Below are 21,921 nucleotides of genomic sequence, written 5' to 3' on the forward strand. Positions count from 1 at the left end.
GTCACATCCGACACGACACGAAGGAAGGCAGCCATGCCCACCATCACCGTCCCCTCCGCCACCGGCCCCGAGGTCGAGCTCCACTACGAAGACGCCGGCAGCGGCGCCCCCGTCGTCCTGATCCACGGCTGGCCCCTCAGCGGTCGCTCGTGGGAGGGCCAGGTGCCCGCGCTCGTCGAGGCCGGCCACCGGGTCATCACGTACGACCGCCGTGGCTTCGGCCAGTCGTCGCAGCCGTGGGACGGCTACGACTACGACACCTTCGCCGCCGACCTGGAGGCCGTGCTCGACACCCTCGACCTGCACGACGTGACGCTGATCGGCTTCTCGATGGGCGGCGGCGAGCTGGCCCGCTACGTGAGCACCTACGGTCAGGACCGCATCGCGAAGCTCGTCTTCGCCAGCGCCGTGCCGCCGTACCTCTACAAGAGCGACGACAACCCCGAGGGCGGCGTCGACGACGACCTCGCCGCGTGGTTCCACGACGGCATCGTGGGCGACCGGCCCGCCTTCCTCGAGGAGTTCGTGAAGATGTTCTTCACGGCCGGCAAGCCCTCGCTGCTCAACGGCCCGAAGGTCAGCGACGCGCAGATCGCCTACAACGTCGCGATCGCCGAGATGGCGTCGCCCAAGGGCACGCTCGACTGCACGGTGGCCTTCGCGACCACCGACTTCCGCGACGACCTGACGCGCATCACGGTGCCGACGCTCGTGATCCACGGCGACTCCGACAACACCGTCCCGTTCGAGGTCAGCGGCAAGCGCACGCACGAGGCGATCGCCGGCAGCGAGCTCGTCGTGATCGAGGGCGGCCCGCACGGCGTCACCGTCTCGCACAAGGACGAGTGGAACCGCCACGTGCTGGCGTTCCTCGCCAAGTAGGCCTTCCTGCACGACCCGGCCCGCGCCTCCTCGTCACCGGGGAGTCGCGGGCCGCGTCGTGCGCGGCGGCCCGGTCAGCGGGTCGGCGGCTCCGGATCGGCCGCGAGCTGCGCGCCGCGGACGGCGTCGTGGGCGGACGGGCCCTCGGCGACGCTGTCGCCACCGCGGGCGACCCGCTCGCCGCCGAGCAGGAGGTTGAGGGCGATCGCGACGATCGCCCCGGCGCTGATGCCGGAGTCGAAGACCAGCGTGAACCACGACGGGAACCGCTCGTAGATCGTCGGCGACACCGTCGGCAGGAGGCCGACGCCGACGGCGAGGGCGACGACCAGCACGTTCCGGTCGGTGAACCGCACCGTCGAGAGGGTGCGCACGCCGCTCGCCGCGACGATGCCAAAGAGCGCGACGCCGGCCCCGCCGAGCACGGCGAGCGGCACGGCCTCGACGACGGCGCCGAGCTTCGGCACGAGCCCCAACGCGATCAGCATCACGCCGGCGCAGGTGGCGACCCAGCGCGACTTGACGCCGGTGATGCTGACCAGCCCCACGTTCTGCGCGAACGCCGTGTACGGGAAGGTGTTGAACACCCCGCCGAGCACGGTGGTGAGCCCGTCGGCGCGGAGCCCGTCGGCCAGGCGGCGGGGCGTCAGCGGCCGGTCGACGATCTCGCTGACGGCGACGATGTCGCCGGTGGTCTCGGTCATGATCACGAGGCCGACGATGAGCATCGAGATGACCGCCGCGGCCGGGAAGGTGGGCAGCCCGAACTGGAACGGCGTCGAGAAGCCGACCCACGGCTGCTCGCCGACGGCGCTGACGTCGACGAGGCCGAGCGGCACGGCGGCGAGCGTGCCCACGACGAGCCCGAGCAGGATCGACAGGCGCCCGAGGGCCGGCGGGGCGAAGCGCTCGATCAGCACGATGACCGCGAGGGTGCCGGCGGCGAGGGCGACGTTGACCGGCGGCGCCCCGTCGGTGGCGCCGTCGATCACCCAGCCGCCGGCCACGCTCATCAGCGAGAGGCCGATGACGAGGATGACCGTGCCGGTCACGAGCGGCGGGAAGAACCGCACGAGCTGCGAGAAGACGGGGGCGATGGCGAACATCATCAGCCCGCACATGATGACCGAGCCGTAGATGGCGCCGACGCCGTGCTCGGTGCCGATGGTGATCATCGGTCCGACCGATGCGAAGGTGCAGCCCTGCATCAGCGGCAGGCGGGCACCGACCCGCCAGACCCCGACCGACTGGAGCACCGCGCCGATCCCGGCGACGAAGAGATCGGCGGTGATCAGGTGCGGCAGGGCGCCGGGGTCGAGCCGCCCGGCCTCGATGAGGGCGGTGCCGATCACGAGCGGCACAGCGACGGCGCCCGCGTACATCGCGAGCACGTGCTGCAGGCCGAGCGGCAGCAGGCGGCGGAGCGGAGGCACCTCGTCGACGGGGTGCCGCGGCCCCGTCGCGCTCGTCGTCGTCGCGCCGTCGGCCGGGGCGGGGGCGGATCGGGGGTGGTCGCTCATGCTGCTCCTCGCTGGGCCCCCGGCGGGGCCCCCTGACAGCTTGGCGTGCCCCGGGGGCCGCGCCGCGCCTCCGCCCTGATGTTTCACATGACCGTAACGAAGGAGGCGCGAGTCGCTCCCTACAGGACGATCGTGTCCCGCGCCCAGATCGCTTAGCTCACGTCGTGCTCCAGCACCAGTTCTCGACGAGACGTAACAGGGAACGCTCAGGCGTGGTTCAGTGGTCGGAGCGGCTGACCCGGCCGCTCTCGCATGTCGCAGACATGACAACATCAAGGAGAACACCATGATCGGCCTCATCATCAGCCTTCTCGTCATCGGGCTCATCGCCGGTGCCGTCGCTCGCCTCGTCGTCCCGGGCAAGCAGAACATCTCGATCCCCATGACCATCCTGCTGGGCGTCATCGGTTCGTTCGTCGGTGGCTTCCTCGCCTACCTGCTCTTCGGCAGCGACAACGCTGACGGCTTCTTCCAGCCCTCCGGCATCATCGGCTCGATCATCGGCGCCATCATCGTCCTCGTGATCTACATCCAGGTCACCGGTCGTCGCAGCCGCCGCTAGGCAGCAGCAGCACGGGCACGTCCCGTCGCGCACCGAAGGGCCCCGGCACTCGCCGGGGCCCTTCGTCGTACCCCGACGCCGCGGCCGCACCGGGGCGGGGGTGTTGGGTGGCCGCATGATCATCGTCACCGGACACCTGCTCGTCGACCCGGAGCTGCGCGACGACTACCTCGCCAGCCGTGCCCCCGAGATCGAGGCCGCGCGCGTCGCACCCGGCAACCTCGACTACGCCCTCTCGCCCGACGTCGTCGACCCGGGCCGCGTCAACGTCGCCCAGCGGTGGGTCTCGGAGCAGGCGCTCGACGACTTCCGGGGCGAGGGCGCGTCGGAGGAGGACGAGGCCGAGGTGCGCGAGTCGCACGTGCACGACTACGCGCTCACCGGGCCGGAGGAGCCGTCGCTCTCGCCGGACGGCGACCTGGTCTGAGCCCCGCCCTAGTCGGTCCCGTCGATCCCGCCGAGGCGCTCGAGCACCCCGGTGAGGATCGTGCCGGCCGGGTCGGGCAGCACGTGGTGGTTGAGGTAGATGCCCTCGAGCCACGACAGCACCTCGTCGGCGGGCATGCCCACCGCCGCCCAGTCGACGCCGGGCACGGCCCGGGTGACGGGCTGCTCGGTACCGGGCCGCAGCCAGGCCTCGGCGATGGGGGAGTCCGGCGTGCCGTCGGCCTCGGCCGTCCAGAGCAGGGCGATCGGGTGCTCGCGGTCGTCGTCGACGCCGTGGTCGAGGGCGCCGTGCGCCGACTCCTCGACGTGGTCGTGCTCGACGTGGCCGGCGCCGAGCCACGGCAGGGTCAGCAGCTCGCCCTCGATGTCGACCTCGATCAGGTCGAGCTGCGTGGGCTCCTCGACCTCGCAGACCCAGAGGGTCAGGCCGGCGTCGTGCCAGGCGGCCGCGTCGTCGACGTCGTCGAGCAGGTCGGGCACGAGCTGGTGGAAGTCGGAGAGGAGGGCCGACGACCAGTCGAGCAGCTGTCGCGTGTCGTCGCCGTTCCAGGGGCTGACGTCGGTGTCGTCGCCGCTGAGTTCGTGGAAGTGGTGCTCGATGCCCGTGGGCGCGGTGTCGAGGTGGATCTGCCCCGTGCCGAAGCCGACGTAGAGCGTGCTCTGCTCCGTCTCGTCGTCCCACTCCGCGAAGAGGTTCGGGGCGCCGAGGGTCGTCGGGAGGGGCAGGCCGGCCGCGCGCCGGGTGCCGAGCGCGAAGACGGCGCGGAACCGCGTCGTCGGAAGCCGGAGGCTCATGTCAGTCACGGGGTGGTGGTCCAATCTCGATCGGCTCCACAGTACGGCCTCCCCGGCGCCGGTCGGCCCGTGCAGCGCCTGCACGTTCCCAGGGGTCTGTCGGCGCAGGCCCCTACCGTTCTCGCTCATGGACGACCCTCCCTCCCACATGCCCTGGCCCTTCCCGGCCCTGACCGCCTCGGCGGCCGCACCACGGGGGGAGGGGCATCATGAATGAGTGGGTGATGCTGGGCATCGGTCTCGTCCTCACGGTCGGCACCGGCCTGTTCGTCGCGTCCGAGTTCTCATTGGTCAACCTCGACCGCAACGACCTCGAGAAGCGCCAGGAGCGGGGCGAGAAGCGCCTCGGCCCGACCATCGCGGCCCTCCGCATCACGTCGACGCACCTCTCCGGCGCGCAGCTCGGCATCACGCTGACGACGCTCCTGACGGGCTACACGTTCGAGCCGGCGATCAGCTCGCTGCTCGAGGGCCCGCTCACCGGCCTCGGCGTGCCCGAGGCGATCGTGCCCGGCATCGGCGCCGTCGTGGGCATCCTCGTCGCGACCCTCTTCTCGATGGTGATCGGCGAGCTCGTGCCGAAGAACTTCGCCCTCGCCCTGCCCCTGGCCACCGCGAAGCTCGTGGTGCCGTTCCAGGCGGCCTTCACGACCGTCTTCAAGCCCGTGATCCTGCTCTTCAACAACACGGCCAACGCGGCCATCCGCCGCATGGGCATCGAGCCCAAGGAGGAGCTCTCGGGCGCCCGCTCGGCCGAGGAGCTCAGCTCGCTCGTCCGCCGGTCGGCGCTCGAGGGCGTCCTCGACGACGACCACGCGACCCTGCTGGGCCGCACCCTGCGCTTCTCCGAGCACGACGCCGTCGACGTGATGACGCCGCGCGTGCGCATGACGACCGTCCGGGCCACCGACACCGCCGCCGCGGTGGTCGAGGCCTCGCTGAGCAGCGGGTTCTCGCGGTTCCCCGTCATCGGCGACGACTCCGACGACATCCTCGGCGTCGTGCACGTCAAGCAGGCGTTCGCCCTGCCCCTCGCCGAGCGCGACGAGGTCCTCGTCTCCTCCCTCGTCTCCGACGCGCGCTTCGTGCCCGAGACCATGGGCACCGACACGCTGCTCGGCCTGCTCCGCCGCGACGGCTTCCAGATCGCCGTGGTCACCGACGAGTTCGGCGGCACCGCCGGCCTCGTCACCCTCGAGGACCTCGTCGAGGAGATCGTGGGCGAGCTGGAGGACGAGCACGACCGGGCCCGCGTCGGCATCGTCCGCTCGGGCGGCACCGTGCTCTTCGACGCCGCGCTCCGCCCCGACGAGCTCCACGACCGGGCCGCGATCCGCGTGCCCGACGACGGCGACTACGAGACGGTCGGCGGCTTCGTCACCGAGCGGCTCGGGCGGCTGCCCGAGGTCGGCGACGAGGTGGAGGTCGCCGGCGGCGCCCTCCGCGTCGAGCGCGTCGTGGGCCAGCGCACCGAGCGGCTGCGCTTCGTGCCGCGGGCGGACGACGACGCGACCGGCCCGGCCGGCACGACCCGCGCCTCCGGCCCCGCCACCCCCGCCGAGAACCGCGACCGCGCCGACCGCGCGGAGCACGACCGCATCGCCACCGCCCTCCGAGAGGACCTGACCCATGAGTGAGTACCTGCCCGGCATCGTCTGGCTGGTGGTGCTGCTCGTCGTCAACGGCTTCTTCGTCGGCGCCGAGTTCGCCGTCATCAGCGCCCGTCGCTCGCAGATCGAGCCGCGCGCCGAGGCGGGCAGCAAGGCCGCCAAGACGACCCTGTGGGCGATGGAGCACGCCACGCTCATGCTCGCGACCAGCCAGCTCGGCATCACGGTCTGCTCGCTGGTGATCCTCAACGTGTCGGAGCCCGCGATCCACCACCTGCTCGAGATCCCGCTCGGGCTGACCACGCTGTCGGCCGAGGCCATCGGCGTCGTGGCGTTCGTCATCGCCCTCGTGCTCGTGACCTTCCTGCACGTGGTGGTCGGCGAGATGATCCCGAAGAACCTCTCGTTCTCGGTGCCCGACCGGGCCGCGCTCATCCTGGCCCCGCCGCTCGTCGTCGTGGCCCGCGTGTTCGGGCCCGTGATCTGGTCGCTCAACGGCATCGCCAACGGCGTGCTGCGGCTCTTCGGCGTGACGCCGAAGGACGAGGCGACCAGCACCTACACGCTCGACGAGGTCGCCGGCATCGTGCAGCAGTCGACGCGCGAGGGCGTGCTCGACGACGCGTCGGGCACCCTCAGCGCCGCGTTCGAGTTCACGACCCGGAAGGTGCGCGACGTCGAGGTGCCGGTGGCCGACATGGTGCGCCTCGCCCCGGCGGCCACGCCGGCCGACGTGCAGCGGGCCGTCTCGGCCCACGGCTACTCGCGGTACGTCCTCACCGACGCCGACGGGCAGCCCACCGGCTACCTGCACCTCAAGGACGTCATGGACCTCACGACGCCGGAGTCGTTCCACGCCCCGGTGCCCGAGAAGCGCATCCGTCGCCTGGGGGCGGTCTCGCACGACGCCGACCTCGAGGACGCCCTCGCGGCCATGCGCCGCAGCGGCGCCCACGTGGCCCGCTCGGTGCGGGCCGACGGCACCACGACCGGCGTGCTCTTCCTGGAGGACATCATCGAGGAGCTCGTCGGCGAGGTCGACGACGCGACGACGGTCTAGGCCTCGACGACGGGCTGGGCCTCGACGACGGGCTGGGCCTCGACGACGGGCTGGGCCTCGACGACGGGCTGGGCCGCGACCGGCCCCGGCCCGCCCCCGCGCGCCGGGGCGGGCCGTTCGCCCGGCAGCTCGTGCAGGGCCTCGGCGGCGAGCTCGGCGGTGATCGGGTCGCCGTCGAGCGTGGCCTGCCGCAGGAGGCGGTACTGCTCCGCCATGCCGGCCCAGTTGAGCACCTGGACGATGTTCGGCAGGCGGAGCTTGTAGGCGAGGCCGTCGGTCACGTCGCGGCAGACCCGCTGCAGCGAGGCGTTGCCGCAGTGGTCGACGTAGGTGGAGAAGAGCGCCACGGTGTGGGCGTTGAGCGCCGGGCCGTCCTCCGCGTCGAGGTCGGCGAGGCAGGCGTCGATGCCGGCCACGATCTGGGCCGTCACGCCCGCCGACAGCAGGGGGACGGCGAGGCGCACGGCGCCGCCGAACAGGACGCCGAGCGTCTGGACGGCCTCGATGGCCTCCTCGGCCCGGGGAGTCGCGACCCGGGTGTAGCGGTTCGGCGCCATCTCGACGAGGCCGGCGCGCACGAGGTCGCCGAGCGCCTCGCGGATGGGGGTGCGCGACACCTGGAGCCAGGCGATCAGCTCGTCGTCGTGCAGGCGTTCGCCGGGCTCGAGCGTGCCGTCGACGATCGCGTCGCGGATGCGCGAGCGGACCGTGTCGCGCAGCAGCTGACGCTCGACGGCGGGGGGCGAGGTGGGGATGGGCACGGCGGTCTCCGTTCGGCACGAGGGCGGTACGGCACGACCCTACCGGAGAAGTGTCACATACCAGTCCGTCGTCCGAGGGGGCGCAGGCTGTGGACGGCGGCCCGGGTCGCTCCCGGACGCACGAGACCCGCCCGGCCCCGAGGGGCGGGCGGGTCTCTCCTGGCGTGCGCACCGTGTCGGGTCAGGAACGCGACGCGCACGGGCCGGTGCACCGCGCCTCCCGGGGGCCCTCGCGGGTCAGGAGGCGCGGGTCGTCACTTCGAGGCCGTGGCGGTCTCGCTCGGCACGTGCTGCGAGCCGACCTCGACGCCGTGCGAGGCGCGCAGCGTCTCGATGGTCGCCTCGATCTCGGCGTCGCGCTGCTCGTCGCTCCAGTCGAGGGCGCGGCCCAGGACGTCGGCGATCTCGGTGAGCAGCTCGATGGTCACGCCGCCGACGAACGCGAGGTTCGTGCGGCGCAGCACCACGTCGGCGAGGTGGACGGCGTCCTCGTGCTCGGCGAAGTAGGCGATCTCGGCCTCGGTCAGCTCGGGCTCGCTGGCCAGCGGCTGCGACGGCTGGTCGAGCAGCGTCTCGATCACGCTCTCGGCACGGGTGCCGTAGCGCGTCAGCAGGCGGTCGACCTGGTCACGGTCGAGGCCGTCGGCGTGCGCCGCGACCCACGTCGTGCGGGCCGCGTCGGTGGTCGGGAACCCCTTGCCGCCGCCGATCGCCATGCCCGTCGTGTCGACGGTGCGCTCGACGCCCAGGCGCTTCGTGGCCTCGGTCGACAGGTGCGCCGAGAGGGCGCGGAAGGTCGTCCACTTGCCGCCGACCAGGCTCAGCACGGTCGAGGTGAGGCCCGTGATGGGCGTCTCGACGATGCGGTAGTCGCGGGACACGAAGCCGGGGGCCGTGTCTTCGTGACGGGGCAGCGGGCGGATGCCCGAGTAGCGGTAGACGATGTGGTCGCGGCCGAGCTCGATCTGCGGGAAGACGTGCTTGACGAGGTCGAAGAAGTAGTCGACCTCCTCCTCGGTGCAGACCGCGGGCTGCGACGGGTCGGCATCGATGTCGGTCGTGCCGATCAGCACCCGGCCCTTGAGCGGGTAGATGAGCACGATGCGGCCGTCGTTGTTCTCGAAGAAGATCTCGCGGCCCTTGGTGGCCTCGAGCAGCTCGGCGTTGTCGACGACGATGTGCGAGCCCTTGGTGCCGCCCATGTACGCCGACTCGCCGCCGAACGCCTGGTTCGTGAGGTCGGTCCAGGGGCCGGAGGCGTTGATGACGACGTCGGCCTGGACGACGAACTCGGTGCCGCTGACGACGTCGCGGAGCAGCACGCCGCCGTCGCGAGAGCCGACGGCCTCGACGTAGTTGGCGCTGCGGGCGCCGGTGCCGACCGCGAGGCCGTCCTTGAGCACGTCGAGCGCGAGGCGCTCGGGCTCGTGGACCGACGCGTCGTAGTAGGTGCCGGTGTACTTGACGCCCTTGTTGAGGGCCGGCATGTCGTTCAGCGCGGCCTTGCCGGTGCGGAACACGTGGCGGGGCACGGAGCCGCCGTCGCGCGAGAAGGAGTCGTACAGGGTCATGCCGACCTTGATCAGCAGCGCGCCGCGCTCCTTGGTGGAGCGCTGCTTGTGCGTGAGCATGCGCAGCGGGGCGTTGAGGATGCCCGAGAAGGTCGAGAAGATCGGCATCGTCGTCTGCAGCGGCTTCACGTAGTGCGGGGCGATCTTGAGGAGGCCGTTGCGCTCCTCGACGCTCTCGCGGACGAGGCGGAACTCGCCGTTCTCGAGGTAGCGGATGCCGCCGTGGATCATGTGCGACGAGGCGGCCGAGGCGCCCGAGGCGTAGTCGTTGCGCTCGACGAGGACGACGTCGACGCCCTGGAGGGCGAGGTCGCGGAAGGTCGCGATGCCGTTGATGCCCCCTCCGACGATCAACACCTTCGCGGTCGGGCGGTCGATGATCGCGGCGACGTTCTTGCGGATGCTCTGTGTCTTCTTCGACTCGGTCACGGGGTCTTCTTCCATCTGGGGGTGGTGGCGGGGCGGGTGGACGCACCGTCTCGCCGGTAACCTCATGGTCGACCCCTCGGAGCGAGGGTGCAACGTATCTGCACACATGTGCACGGAGGTGCTCGTGACCGAGCTGACGACGGCGGAGAAGACCCAGGAGGCGCTGCGCGCGGCGCACCTCTACTACATGCAGGACCTCACGATGGAGGCGATCGCCTCGGAGCTGGGGACGTCCCGCTCGTCGGTCTCGCGCCTCCTGAAGTCCGCCCGCGAGTCGGGGCTCGTCGACATCCAGATCAAGTCGCCGCTCGACCAGGCGACCGCCGTCGCCGAGGGGCTGCACCGGCGCTTCGGCGTCGTGGCGCACGTCGTGCCGGTGCCCGACCAGACGAGCGACGTCGACCGGCTCGAACGGGTCGCCCTGTCGGCTGCACGAACGATCACGCCGTACGTCGACTCGAACATGGTCATCGGGGTCGCCTGGGGCTCGACGCTCAGCGCCGTGAGCCGGTCGCTGGTGCCGAAGCCGACGCACAACTCGGTCGTCGTGCAGCTGAACGGCGCCGCGAACACGCGCACGACGGGCATCGAGTACGCGAGCGAGATCCTGCGGCGCTTCGGGCAGGCGTACACGGCGGCGATCCAGCAGTTCCCGGTGCCGGCGTTCTTCGACGACCCGGCGACGAAGCGGGCGCTGTGGCGGGAGCGGAGCACGAAGCGCGTGCTCGAGCTGCAGGCGTCGATGGACCTCGTCGTCTTCGGCGTCGGCTCGCGCGACGCACGAGTGCCCAGCCACGTCTACTCGGGCGGCTACCTCGAGCAGAGCGACCACGACAGCCTCGACGCCGACCACGTCGTCGGCGACGTGGCGACGGTCTTCTACCGCGCCGACGGCTCGTCGACCGACATCGAGCTGAACGCCCGCGGCACGGGGCCCGACCTCGCCACCGTCCGCCGGGCTCCCCGACGGGTCTGCGTCGTCGCCGGCGAGGCGAAGGTCGCGGGCGTGCGCGGCGCCCTCGCGGCCGGGCTGGCGACCGACCTCATCCTCGACGAGGGCACGGCGCGGGCGCTGCTCGCGAGCTGAGGCGGGCGCGCGCCGACGCCGTGGCCCGGGGGGCGGAGGAGCCCCGGGGAGGCGTGCCCGCAGCACCGACGACACGCCGACGTGAGAGACCCTTGCGTCTGGGGCTGTGCGTCCCCCATGATGGGGACGCTCCGGGGCCCACCCCACCTCGGAGTGAGCGCTCACCCGAACCTGCGATGCACGATCGCCGCGCACCCGTCCCGCCCCACGGCCCCCGGCCGTGGTGCGTCGGCGCGTGCCCGGGCGGTCGGTCGCCGCGCCTACCCGAAGGCACCCCACCGCCATGCCCGGTCGTCCCGTCACGCCCTCTCCCGACTCCGCCCCCGTCGCCCCGTCCCCGCGGGCGCACGGCCGACGCGCCGCCCGCCGCCGCGGCGCCTCCGCCCCCGGGCGCACGCGCGCCGTCGTCGCCGTCGCCGCCGTGGTCGCGCTCGCCGGCGCGGCCCTGCCGATCCAGGCCGCCACGGCCGCGGCTGACACGACGCCGCCGTCCGCGCCGAGCAGCCTGAAGGTCAGCTACAGCGGCGGCGTCGGCAGCTCGCTGAGCTGGGGCAAGGTCTCGGCCGGCGACCTCGCCGGGTACCGCGTGTACCGCTCGACCACGTCGTCGGTGTCGACGTCGTCGACCCTCGTCGCCAGCCCCACGACCCCGTCGGCGGTCGACGCGACGATCACGGGCGGGGCGAAGGCCTCCTACGCCGTGGCCGCGGTCGACCGCTCGGGCAACGTCTCGAAGCTCTCGAGCGTCAAGTCGGTCACGGCGACCGACACGACGAAGCCCTCGGCGCCCGCGAAGCTCAAGGCCACCGTCTCCGCCGCCGGGGTCGCCCTCGACTGGGCCGACGCGACGGAGCCCGACGTCGCCGGCTGGACGGTCACCCGCACCGCCTCCTCCGGCGGCTCCGCCGTGCAGCTCACCAGCTCGCCGGTCACGACGTCGCAGTTCACCGACGCCCAGGCGCCCTCGGGCGTGAAGTCGACCTGGCGCGTGACCGCCGTCGACCACAGCGGCAACGTGTCGTCGGCCACGACGGTCAGCGCCACCCGCCCCGCGGGCCCCGCGGTCGTCCCCGCCGCCCCGGCCGGGCTCGCCGTGAAGCTCAGCAGCGCCGGCGTGCCCACCGTCTCGTGGTCGGCCACGCCGGGCGCCACCGGCTACGTGCTCTCCCGCGGCGTCGCGGCGTCCGGGCCGTGGGTGCGCGTGCCCACCTCCTCCGCGACGGCGACGAGCGCCGTCGACGCCGCCGCCCCCGCCGGGGCGACGTCGTGGTGGTCCGTCGTCGCGACGAACGCCGCGGGGCAGGGCCCGGCAGCCGTCGTCAGCACCGCCGTCCCCGGCGACACCACGCCGCCCCGCGCTCCGTCGAGCCCGAAGGTCGTCGTGCTGGCGACCGGAGGCGTGACGGTCTCGTGGACGGGCGGCGGCGAGGCCGACCTGGCCGGCTACGCCGTGACGAAGCGGAACGGCGACGAGGTCTACGTGCCCCACCTCCCGGCGGGCGGGCAGGGCGTCCTCGTCGCGTCGACCTTCACCGACCCGACCGTCGCCGAGGGCGACACCGTCTACTACCGCGTGCGCGCCGTCGACCGCTCGGGCAACGCGTCGTCGTACCTCGCCGTCACGGCGAAGTCGCCGAACGTCGCCCCGGGTGCTCCGGGCTCGCTGAAGGTCGCCGCCGGCCCGACCGCCGGCCTCGCGCTCTCCTGGACGGCCCCGAAGGACCTCGACCTCGCCGGCTGGGCCGTGTCGCGCAGCGTCGCGGGGGGCACGTGGACCCTGCTGGCGACCGTCCCGCTCGACGCGTCCGGCGCCTCCCCCCGCTTCGTCGACACCAGCGCGCCCCAGGGAGTCGCGGCCTCGTACCGCGTGACCGCCCAGGACCGCGTCGGCAACGTCTCGAAGGCCAGCGGCGTCGTCACCGCGACCTCGCGCACCGTCGCCGTGCCCCTGCCCGTCGTGCAGACCGTGCTGACCGTCGGACCCGAGGGGACCTACGCCACCATCGGTGCGGCCCTCGCCGCGATCCCGCGCGCCGCGCTCGACGCGTACCGCGTCGACGTCGCCCCCGGCACCTACGACGAGTCGTTCGAGATCTCGCGGCCCAACGTCCAGGTGCACGGCACCGGGGCGACCCCCGGCGAGGTCGTGATCCGGTCGGCCCGCGCCTCGGGCAGCGCCGACCCCGACGAGCCGGAGTCGACGCTCGGCACCGCCGGCAGCGCCGTCGTGCTCGTCACCGCCGCGAACGTGACCCTCGACCACCTCACCGTGGCCAACACCTTCGACGAGGCCGCGAACCCGCAGATCACCAGCGCCCAGGCCGTCGCCCTCCGCGTCGAGGGCGATCGCTTCGTCGCCGACACCGTCCGCCTGCTCGGCAACCAGGACACCCTGCTGGCCGACACCCCGAAGCCCACCACGCGCATCCGCCAGTACTACGTCGACAGCTACGTCGAGGGCGACGTGGACTACGTCTTCGGCGCCGGCACCGCGGTGTTCCAGCGCGTGACGTTGCGGTCGCTGGACCGGGGCAAGGCGAACAACGGCTACCTCACCGCCGCCAGCACCGACACGGGCAGCAAGTACGGCTTCCTGATCACCGACAGCAAGGTCGTGAGCGACGCCGCCGCCGGCACGGTCAACCTCGGCCGCCCGTGGCACCCGAGCGCCGACCCCGACGCGCTCGGCTCGGTCGTCGTCAAGGACACCTGGCTGCCCCGCGCGATCGACGCGGCGGCCCCCTGGGACGACATGTCGTCGACGAACTCGTCGGGCGTCAAGGTGCCCTTCTCCTGGAAGGACGCCCGCTTCGCCGAGAGCGGCAACACCGGCCCCGGCGCCGGCACGAACGAGAACCGCCCGCAGCTGACGGCCAAGGAGGCCGCGGCGGCGACGCCCGAGAAGTACCTCGCCGGCAAGGACGGCTGGAACCCCGTCCGTGCCGCGTCGACCGCGCTGCCGGCGACCCCGACCGACGTCGTCGCCTCGCCCGACGCCCGCGTCGTGCACCTGAGCTGGAGCGACGACGCCTCCGCCGCCGTCACCGGCTGGCAGGTGCTGCGCGCCGACGAGACCGGGCCCTTCGCGCCGGTCGCCACCGTCGACGCGCCGACCTGGAGCGACACCACGGTCAGCACCGGGTCGACGTACCGCTACGTCGTCGTGGCGCTCTCGCGCACCGGCGCCGTGTCGGCGCCGTCGGCCGAGGTCACGGCGCTCGTCGCCGCGGCCCCGCTCGTCACCGACGTCGTCGTCGACCCGGCGGCCCCCGCCGACGGCGTGACGCGCTTCACGACGCTCCGCGACGCCCTCGCGGCGGCCCCCGCGGGCACCGCGACCGACCCCACCGTCATCTCGCTGGCCGCGGGCCGGTACGCGGAGTACGCCACGATCAGCAAGCCCCACACGATCGTCGTGGGCGCCACCGGCCAGGCCGGCGACGTCGTCATCACCGGCGACCGCGCGGCGGGCACGCCGACCGGCACCACGACGAACGGGGTCGCCGACACCTACGGCACCTCGGGGAGCGCGACGCTCGTCATCACCGGCAACTCGGTGCAGCTGCGCGACCTCACGGTCGAGAACGCCTACGTCGAGGGCACGTACGCCTCCGGCCAGGCCGTCGCCCTCCGCACCACCGGCGACCGCCTCGTGTACGAGAACGTGCACCTGCTCGGCAACCAGGACACCTGGTACGCCAACAGCCCGTCCGCGGGCGTGCCGGCGCGCTCGTACTTCCACGGCGGGTACGTCGCCGGCGACGTCGACTTCGTCTTCGGGCGCGGCACCGTCGTGATCGACGACTCCACCCTCGCGGCGCTCGACCACGGCACGTCGCCGAACGGCGCCGTCACCGCGGCCAGCACGGACGTCTCGCAGCGCTTCGGCGTGCTGATCACGGGCAGCCGCATCGTCGGCACCGCCCCCGACGGCTCGCAGTCGCTCGGCCGCCCCTGGCAGCCCGGCAAGGCGCAGGCCGACGGCACGAGCGTCGCCGACTCGTCGGCGATCGCCCAGGTCGTCGTCCGCGACACCTGGCTCGGACCGGTGGTCAGCTCGACCCAGACCTGGACGAACATGGTCAACAGCGGCGTCACCACCACCTGGCAGAGCGCCCGCTTCGCCGAGCACGGCAACGTCGGGCCCGGCAGCGGCACCTCCGCCACCCGCCCCCAGCTCACCGACGACGAGGCGCGCGGCTACACGGCCGCGACCTACCTCGCGGGCAGCGACGGCTGGGACCCGGTCGCGGCCCCGCGCCCCGACGTGGCGCCCCTCGCCGTGGCCGGGCTGGTCGCCAGCCCCGACGAACAGCGCGTCGGCCTGTCGTGGACGGAGTCGATCGAGGCCGACGTGACGGGCTACCGGGTCTACCGGTCGACCGGTGACGAGCCCGTCGCCGTCGACCCGGCCCAGCTCGTCGCCGAGGTCGCGAAGCCGACCTTCGTCGACACGGGCCTCGCGAACGGCACGGCCGTCCACTACCTCGTGGTCGCCGTCGACCGGGCCGGCACGTCGTCCGCCCCGGCCGCCGTCACCGCGGTGCCCGCCCCCGCGCCGCTGGTCGCCGACGTCACCGTCGCCGCCGACGGCTCGGGCGACGTCACGACCCTCCAGCAGGCCCTGGCGGCCGTCCCCGCCGGCACGGCGACGAAGCCCTCCGTGGTCGTCGTCGAGCCCGGCACCTACCGCGGCGTGGTCTCGTCGTCGAAGTCGAACCTCGTCATCGCCGGCAGCACGGGCGACCCCCGCGACGTCGTGCTGACCTTCGACAACGCCAACGGCACGCCCCGCTCCGCCACCACCTGCCCCGCCGTCGTCGCCGCCACCTGCGGCACCGCCGGCAGCGCCACCGTCACCCTGTCGGGCGCCGGCGTGCAGGTGCGCGACCTGACGATCAGCAACACGTTCGACAAGGCGGCGCACCCCGAGATCGGCACCTACAACACGCAGGCCGTCGCCCTCCGCGCGACGGGCGACCGCCAGGTCTACCGCGACGTGCGCCTCCTCGGCGTGCAGGACACCCTCAACGCCGACGCGTCCGGCAACATCACCGCCGACGGCAGCGGCTACCCCCGCCAGTACTACGTCGACAGCTTCGTCGAGGGCAACGTCGACTTCGTCTTCGGGCGGGCGACCGCGGTCTTCGACCGGACGACGATCCACGCGACCGCGCACGGCGGGGGCACGATCTTCGCGCCGAGCACCGCCAGCAAGGCCCGTGGCTACCTCGTGGTCGACAGCCGGATCGCCAGCGACGCCGACGAGACGTTCGCGCTCGGCCGGCCCTGGCGCTCGTGGAGCGACGGCGCCTACGGCGACGACTCCCGCGGCCAGACCGCGCTGGTCGACACCTGGATCTCGGACGGCGTCTCGACGTCGCAGCCCTGGGTCGACTTCGCCCCGAACGTCTGGACCGACGGCCGGTTCGCCGAGCACGGCACGACGGGCCCCGGCGCCACGGTCAACGACAAGAGGCCGCAGCTCAGCGACGCCGACGCCGCGGCCGCGACGCCGTCGGCCTGGCTCGCCGGCACCGACGGCTGGGACCCGACGCTCGCGCCGGTCGCCGACGTCGCCCCCTCCGCCCCGGTCGGCCTCGCCGTCGCGGGCGGCAGCGGCCAGGCCGTCCTCACCTGGGACGAGTCGACCGAGGCCGACGTCGTCGGCTACCGCGTCCAGCGCGACGGGGTCGAGGTCGGCGCGACCACGACGCAGGGCTTCACGGCCACGGGCCTGACCAACGGCACGGAGACCTCGTTCACCGTCACGGCGGTCGACGCCTCCGGCGCCGAGTCGGCCCGCAGCGCGGCCGTCGCGGTGACGCCGGCGCAGCGCGTCGACGCGGTCGTCCAGGCCGGCGGCCCCTACCCGACGCTCCAGTCGGCGGTCGACGCCGCCACCGGCTCCGGCCCCTGGGTCGTCCGGGTGGAGCCCGGCAGCTACGTCGGCAGCACGACCATCGCGCGGTCGAACGTGACCGTCCTCGGCGGCGGGGCCCGCGCCTCCGACGTGACCCTGATCAGCAGCACGGCCGCGCCCGCCCTGTCGATCACCGGCTCGGGCGTGACGGTGCAGGGGCTGTCGGTCGAGAACACCTCGGGCGCCTCGAACGGCCCGGCCGTCTCGATGACGGGCGACCGGGTGCTCCTCACCGGCGTGGCGCTGAGCGCCGTCGACCGTGCCGTCTGGGCCGACGTGCCCACTGCCGGCGCGACCAGCCGACAGATGATCGAGTCGTCGACCGTCCGCGGAGCGAGCAACGTCCTGCTCGGCCGGGCGTCGCTGGTGGTGCACGACACGACCATCACGCCGACCCGCACCTCGGGCACCGTGCTCATCCCGTCGACCACCGCGGTCGGCGGACGGGGCTTCCTCGTCGTCGGCTCGACGATCGCCCCGGCGGCCGGGGTCACCGACGTGCGCCTCGGCGGCCCGTACGCCCAGGGCACGACGACCGCCGCGAACGCGCCCCAGGCGATCATCCGCGAGACCGTGCTGGGCACCGGCGTCAAGTCGTCGCCCTGGCAGGACTTCAACGGGTACGCCTGGACGGCGGCCCGGTTCGCCGAGTTCGGCAACACCGGGCCCGGCGCCGCCGCGACCGCCACCGCGTCACGTCCGCAGCTCACCCCCGCCGAGTCGGTCACCGCGACCGTGTCCGCCTGGCTGGGCGCCGCCTCCTGGTACCCCGCCGTGGCCGACCCGGCTGCTCCGGCCGACGCCACCGCCCCGGGCGCGGCCACCGCGCTGACCGCCGTCGCGGGCTCGCGGTCGGCGACCCTGGGCTGGACGGCGCCGGCCGACGCCGACGTCGTCGGCTGGTCCGTCCACCGGGCACCCGGCACGACCGTCACGCCCTCGGCCGCGAACCTCGTCGCCTCGGTCGGGCCGGTCACGAGCTGGAGCGACACCGGCCTCACCGACGGCCAGCCGTACACCTGGGCCGTGGTCGCGGTCGACGCGGCGGGCAACCGCTCCGCGCCGGCCACCGTGACGGCGACGCCCGCCACGGCCGTCACGCCGGTGACCCCGACGGAGCCGGTCGACCCGGGGGCCGTCGCCCCCGTCGCCCCCACGGCGGTCACGACCACCCTCGGCAAGGGCTCGGTGACCGTCGGCTGGGCCGCGAGCACCGCCTCCGGCGTCACCGGGTACGACGTGGTCCGCAGCTCGGCCTCCGCCGGCTCGGCCGTCGTCGCCTCGCTGGGCGCCGAGGCCACGCGCTTCGTCGACCAGTCGGTCGTCGTCGGCACCGCCTACTCGTGGTCGGTCGTCGCGAAGGCCGGAGGCGCGGTGTCGGCCCCCTCGGCGGTCGCCTCCGCGACCCCCGTCAAGGTCGACTACGTGGTCGCCGCCGACGGCAGCGGCGACGCCACGACGCTGCAGGGCGTGCTCGGCCAGGTCGACGCGGCCGGCGCCCTGGTCGCGGCCTCGCCGGGCCTCCTGCCGAACAACGCCGACTACACGACCCAGGGCGGCCGCACCGTGCTGGTGCTGCCGGGCGCCTACTCGGGCCCGGTCGTCAGCGGCAACCGCTACGGGGTGACGATCGTCGGCGCGACCGGCGACCCCGCCGACGTCGTGGTCACCGCCCCCGGCGGCGCGGTCGCCGCGATGACGATCTCCGGGCCCCAGTGGACCCTGCGGGCCCTCACGCTCAAGAGCGTGGCGAGCACGCCGGGCGCTCAGGCGACGGCGCTGCAGGTGAAGTCGGGAGACAAGCAGGTCGTCGACCACGTGCGCCTGCTCGGCGACAAGCAGACGCTGCTCGCCTCCACGGCGAACACGTCGACCTTCAGTCGCGTCTTCGTCACGGGGTCGTACCTCGAGGGCGGGGCCGACCTGGTGCTCGGCCGGGCCGTCACGGTGATCGACCACAGCACCGTGCACGTGCTCGACCGTCCCGGGGCCTCGCTCACCGACTCCTCGGTCTCCGCGGCGTCGCCGTTCGGGTTCCTGGTCACCGACAGCACGATCGTCACCGACGGCGCCGCCGGGACGATCTACCTCGGCCGGCCGTACTCGACGCAGGGCAAGGCGCAGGTCGTCGTCCGCGACACCGTGCTCGGGTCGGCCGTCGCGGTCGACAAGCCGTGGAACGACTGGGACGCCGTGACGACCTGGACGGCCGGCCGGTTCAGCGAGTACCGGAACACCGGCCCCGGCGCCGTGGTGACGACGCCGGCGACCCGCCCGCAGCTCAGCGACGACGCGGCGGCCGGCATGACGGCGGCGGCGTACCTCGCCGGGACGGACGGCTGGGACCCGACGCGGCGCTGACCCGGACGGCGCGCGGGTGGCCGGCGCCGAGGTCGTGGCGGGCTCCGGGGGACACCCTCCCGGAGCCCGCGCCCAGCGGCCCGGCGTAGACCGTGAGGGTCATCACACGAGGCCCGCCCGGCGGGCCACCGAGGAGGAACCCCCATGGCAGACACCGATCTCACCGGTCGCCGCGTTCTCGCGATCGTCACCAACTACGGCGTCGAGCAGGACGAGCTCGTCGTGCCGACCGAGGCCCTGCGCGCGGCCGGCGCCACCGTCGTCGTCGCGGCCCAGTCGACCGGCCCCGTCGAGACCCTCGTCGGCGACAAGGACCCGGGGCAGTCCGTCCGCCCCGACACCACCATCGAGGAGGCCTCCGCGGCCGACTACGACCTGCTGCTCGTGCCCGGCGGCACGATCAACGCCGACACGCTGCGCCAGGACGACGCCGCGGTCGCCCTGGTGAAGGCCTTCGCCTCGGCCGGTGCGCCCGTCGCGGCGATCTGCCACGGGCCGTGGCTCCTCGTCGAGGCCGACCTGCTGAAGGGCAAGGAGCTCACCTCCTTCGCCTCGCTCCGCACCGACGCGACGAACGCCGGCGGCAGCTGGGTCGACCGCTCGGTCGTCACCGACGTCGAGGGCGGCTTCACGCTGGTCACGTCGCGCACGCCCGACGACCTCGACGACTTCGTCGGCGCCGTCCGCGACGCGCTGACGACGGAGCCCGCGGGCGCCTGACGCCCGGTCGCCCAGGCCACGACCACGGCCCCGTCCGCCCTCCGGGGCGTGCGGGGCCGTCGCCGTTCCCGGCGGGTGGAGGAGGGACGGGCCGAGACGTGCTTTGATCGACGGGACGCTCGGAGCCGAGCGGGTGATCGGGAGGAGACCGGCGTGAAGTGGTCGAGGAGCCCTCGGGGCGACGCCGCCGAGCCCGCCCCGGTCGACCCGGTCGCCCTCGAGCGCGCCGTGGGGGAGGGCCTGCTCATCGCCCGGGCCGCCGCCGTCGTGTCGGTCGCGAACCGCATCGTGGTCAGGGCCCTGCGCGACGACGACGTCTTCGACCGTGACGAGACCGCGGAGGCGGTGGGCCGGACCCTGCACCGCCTCGCCGAGGAGCAGCGCTACCAGAACAAGCGCATCGAGGCCGCCCGCGCGAAGACCAAGGGCAGCCGCGGCCGCTCCCGCCACCAGCACGACTACCGGAGCGCGGACGACGCGACCCTGTGGTTCCGGGAGAACACCTACGTCGCCGTCGCCGACCGGCTCGACGCCCTCCGCAGCGACCGCGACTACGTCGACGGCATCGTCGCCTCCGCCGTCGAGCGCGCCTGGGCCGACGTCGGCTCCGCCGTCGTGACGCGCGTGCGCGCCGCGGGCACCGTCGACCCCGCCTACGAGGCCGAGCGCGACGAGCGGCTCGCCGGGCTCGGCGACGACCTCGCCGCGCTGGGAGAGGCGCGGCGCAGCCCCGACGACCGGGGCTGACCGGGGGCTCGACCCGCGACTCCCCGCGCCCCCGTCCGGGGGCTTGCCGCCCCGGGCTGCGTGGGCCAGGATCGAACGTCCACGATCAGGCCCCGCCCCCGCCCGATCCACCACCCTCTCTCCCGTCACCCGGGGACGGAGCTGCCGCATGTCGCTGATGCACCGAGCCGTCCGAACGGTCGCCCGCGGGCGCTACCGCGTCGTCGACGACTTCCTCACCACGCCCCGCCCCGACGACGCCCCCTCGGCGCACGCGCCGGGCACCGACCCCGACCGCGTGCTCGTGTTCGGCAACGGCCCCGCCGTCGGCTGGGGCGTCCGCAGCCACGACCTCGCGCTGCCGGGGCACCTCGCCCGACGGCTCTCCGCCCTGACCGGGCGCGGCGCCGACGTCGACGCCCTGGCCGACCCGCACGTCACCGTCGCGACCGCCCACGAGCTCGCCGCGTCGCGCCCCCTCCGCGGCTACGACGCCGTCGTCGTCGTGCTCGGCATGAGCGACGCCCTCCAGCTGCTGCCCGGTCACCGCTGGAGCAGCCACCTCTGCGCCCTGCTGTCGCAGCTCGAGCAGGCCACCGACCCGAGCTGCCACCTGCTCGTGGTCGGCATCCAGCCCCCGAGCTCGGTGCAGAAGTTCGGCGCCGCCCGCGGCGGGGCGGCCGACCAGCAGGCCGGCGTGCTCAACCGGCTGTCGGCCGACCTCTGTGCGGGGCGTGAGCGCCTGCACTTCCTGCTGCCGCCGGTGCCGTCGACGGGCTCGGCCGAGCAGGGCCGGACGGGCTCAGCCGTCGGCGGCACGGGCGACCGCCGCCTGCAGGTGCTGCGCTACGGCGCCTGGGCCGCCGACCAGGCCGCCCTGCTCGCCCCCCTGATCGACCGCGAGCTCGACCGCGGAGCCACGGCCCGGCGCGCCCGGCACGCCCCGCAGGACGCCGAGGCCCAGCTCGCCGCCGTGCGCGCCCTCGGCCTGCTCGACACCCCGCCCGAGAAGCGGTTCGACGACATCGTCGAGCGCGCCCGCGTGCTGCTCGGCGGGCAGGGCGCCTCGTTCGCCCTGATCGACGAGGGCCGACAGTGGAACAAGGCCGTGTCGGGCCAGATGCGGGTCGAGCAACCGATCGCCGACTCGTTCTGCGCCCACACGGTGCGCGACGGCCAGGCTCTCGTCGTGCCCGACGCCTGGGCCGACCCGCGCTTCGCGTCGCACCCCTCGGTGCGGTTCTACGCCGGCCACCCGGTCGAGACGGCCGACGGCGTGCGGGTCGGGGCGCTCTGCGTCACCGACGTCGTGCCGCGCAGCGCCGAGAGCGTCGACCTCGTGCTGCTCCGCGAGCTGGCGCTGCAGGTGCAGCGCGAGCTGCAGGACCTCCCGGCGCGGACGCCCGCCGCCTGAGCCGGCCCGGTCCGGGGTACAGCGCGTACCCCGATCCGGGCGGCGGGGCCCCT

14 protein-coding genes are annotated in these 21,921 nt (G+C 74.0%); 10 read left to right on the forward strand and 4 right to left on the reverse strand.

Annotation, left to right across the window (positions count from 1 at the left end):
- Positions 1-33 precede the first annotated feature (33 nt).
- Positions 34-882 (forward strand): alpha/beta fold hydrolase, encoded by an 849-nt coding sequence (locus FHR77_RS01295; RefSeq protein WP_167258210.1) that lies wholly within the window; start codon positions 34-36, stop codon positions 880-882.
- Positions 883-956: 74 nt separating this feature from the next.
- On the opposite strand, the gene FHR77_RS01300 is transcribed toward FHR77_RS01295, so the two are convergent.
- Positions 957-2,402, reverse strand: coding sequence for a nucleobase:cation symporter-2 family protein (locus FHR77_RS01300; RefSeq protein WP_167258212.1), 1,446 nt, complete (start codon positions 2,400-2,402; stop codon positions 957-959).
- 286 nt (positions 2,403-2,688) lie between these two features.
- Between FHR77_RS01300 and FHR77_RS01305 the strand changes: the two genes are divergently transcribed.
- Both FHR77_RS01305 and FHR77_RS01310 read left to right on the forward strand, forming a co-directional pair.
- Positions 2,689-2,964 carry a GlsB/YeaQ/YmgE family stress response membrane protein gene (locus tag FHR77_RS01305; protein WP_056052552.1) on the forward strand — a complete coding sequence of 92 codons (276 nt, stop codon included), beginning with the start codon at positions 2,689-2,691 and terminating at the stop codon, positions 2,962-2,964.
- A gap of 115 nt (positions 2,965-3,079) precedes the next feature.
- Complete coding sequence (locus FHR77_RS01310) at positions 3,080-3,391, forward strand: putative quinol monooxygenase (protein ID WP_167258214.1); 312 nt, start codon at positions 3,080-3,082, stop codon at positions 3,389-3,391.
- A gap of 8 nt (positions 3,392-3,399) precedes the next feature.
- On the opposite strand, the gene FHR77_RS01315 is transcribed toward FHR77_RS01310, so the two are convergent.
- Positions 3,400-4,215 carry a hypothetical protein gene (locus tag FHR77_RS01315; RefSeq protein WP_167258216.1) on the reverse strand — a complete coding sequence of 272 codons (816 nt, stop codon included), beginning with the start codon at positions 4,213-4,215 and terminating at the stop codon, positions 3,400-3,402.
- Between the two features lie 200 nt (positions 4,216-4,415).
- On the opposite strand from FHR77_RS01315, the gene FHR77_RS01320 reads away from it, so the two are divergent.
- Positions 4,416-5,843, forward strand: coding sequence for a hemolysin family protein (locus FHR77_RS01320; protein WP_167258218.1), 1,428 nt, complete (start codon positions 4,416-4,418; stop codon positions 5,841-5,843).
- On the forward strand, positions 5,836-6,876 hold the full coding sequence (locus FHR77_RS01325; protein ID WP_167258220.1) for a hemolysin family protein: 1,041 nt from the start codon (positions 5,836-5,838) through the stop codon (positions 6,874-6,876). Before FHR77_RS01320 ends, FHR77_RS01325 begins: the two co-directional genes overlap by 8 nt.
- Here FHR77_RS01325 and FHR77_RS01330 read toward each other — a convergent pair.
- On the reverse strand, positions 6,873-7,637 hold the full coding sequence (locus FHR77_RS01330) for a GntR family transcriptional regulator (RefSeq protein ID WP_167258222.1): 765 nt from the start codon (positions 7,635-7,637) through the stop codon (positions 6,873-6,875). The two genes, FHR77_RS01325 and FHR77_RS01330, sit on opposite strands and share 4 nt — an antisense overlap.
- A 254-nt stretch (positions 7,638-7,891) precedes the next feature.
- Entirely contained in the window at positions 7,892-9,637 is a 1,746-nt protein-coding gene (locus tag FHR77_RS01335; protein WP_167258224.1) for a glycerol-3-phosphate dehydrogenase/oxidase, read from the reverse strand.
- A gap of 187 nt (positions 9,638-9,824) precedes the next feature.
- Here FHR77_RS01335 and FHR77_RS01340 point away from each other — a divergent pair, with 187 nt between their 5' ends.
- The 5 genes from FHR77_RS01340 (at position 9,825) to FHR77_RS01360 (ending at position 21,868) form a co-directional block, all read left to right on the forward strand.
- Complete coding sequence (locus FHR77_RS01340) at positions 9,825-10,724, forward strand: sugar-binding transcriptional regulator (protein ID WP_235491193.1); 900 nt, start codon at positions 9,825-9,827, stop codon at positions 10,722-10,724.
- Between the two features lie 283 nt (positions 10,725-11,007).
- Positions 11,008-19,008: a pectinesterase family protein gene (locus FHR77_RS01345; RefSeq protein WP_167258226.1), complete on the forward strand. Its 8,001-nt coding sequence runs from the start codon at positions 11,008-11,010 to the stop codon at positions 19,006-19,008.
- A 144-nt stretch (positions 19,009-19,152) separates the two neighbouring features.
- Positions 19,153-19,728 carry a DJ-1/PfpI/YhbO family deglycase/protease gene (locus FHR77_RS01350; protein WP_056052581.1) on the forward strand — a complete coding sequence of 192 codons (576 nt, stop codon included), beginning with the start codon at positions 19,153-19,155 and terminating at the stop codon, positions 19,726-19,728.
- Between the two features lie 153 nt (positions 19,729-19,881).
- Entirely contained in the window at positions 19,882-20,475 is a 594-nt protein-coding gene (locus tag FHR77_RS01355; RefSeq protein ID WP_167258228.1) for a hypothetical protein, read from the forward strand.
- A gap of 148 nt (positions 20,476-20,623) precedes the next feature.
- Complete coding sequence (locus FHR77_RS01360) at positions 20,624-21,868, forward strand: GAF domain-containing protein (RefSeq protein ID WP_167258230.1); 1,245 nt, start codon at positions 20,624-20,626, stop codon at positions 21,866-21,868.
- Positions 21,869-21,921: the final 53 nt, after the last annotated feature.

Origin of the sequence: Frigoribacterium endophyticum (genome assembly GCF_011759585.1) — a bacterium.
In the GTDB taxonomy this organism is placed as follows: domain Bacteria; phylum Actinomycetota; class Actinomycetes; order Actinomycetales; family Microbacteriaceae; genus Frigoribacterium; species Frigoribacterium endophyticum.

Bases quoted from the DNA above. Each gene is read 5' to 3' on its own strand.
- FHR77_RS01345 (WP_167258226.1), top strand. From the start codon at position 11,008: ATGCCCGGTCGTCCCGTCACGCCCTCTCCCGACTCCGCCCCCGTCGCC.
- FHR77_RS01300 (WP_167258212.1), bottom strand. From the start codon at position 2,402: ATGAGCGACCACCCCCGATCCGCCCCCGCCCCGGCCGACGGCGCGACG.
- FHR77_RS01320 (WP_167258218.1), top strand. From the start codon at position 4,416: ATGAATGAGTGGGTGATGCTGGGCATCGGTCTCGTCCTCACGGTCGGC.
- FHR77_RS01305 (WP_056052552.1), top strand. From the start codon at position 2,689: ATGATCGGCCTCATCATCAGCCTTCTCGTCATCGGGCTCATCGCCGGT.
- FHR77_RS01310 (WP_167258214.1), top strand. From the start codon at position 3,080: ATGATCATCGTCACCGGACACCTGCTCGTCGACCCGGAGCTGCGCGAC.
- FHR77_RS01360 (WP_167258230.1), top strand. From the start codon at position 20,624: ATGTCGCTGATGCACCGAGCCGTCCGAACGGTCGCCCGCGGGCGCTAC.
- FHR77_RS01325 (WP_167258220.1), top strand. From the start codon at position 5,836: ATGAGTGAGTACCTGCCCGGCATCGTCTGGCTGGTGGTGCTGCTCGTC.
- FHR77_RS01340 (WP_235491193.1), top strand. From the start codon at position 9,825: ATGCAGGACCTCACGATGGAGGCGATCGCCTCGGAGCTGGGGACGTCC.
- FHR77_RS01295 (WP_167258210.1), top strand. From the start codon at position 34: ATGCCCACCATCACCGTCCCCTCCGCCACCGGCCCCGAGGTCGAGCTC.
- FHR77_RS01350 (WP_056052581.1), top strand. From the start codon at position 19,153: ATGGCAGACACCGATCTCACCGGTCGCCGCGTTCTCGCGATCGTCACC.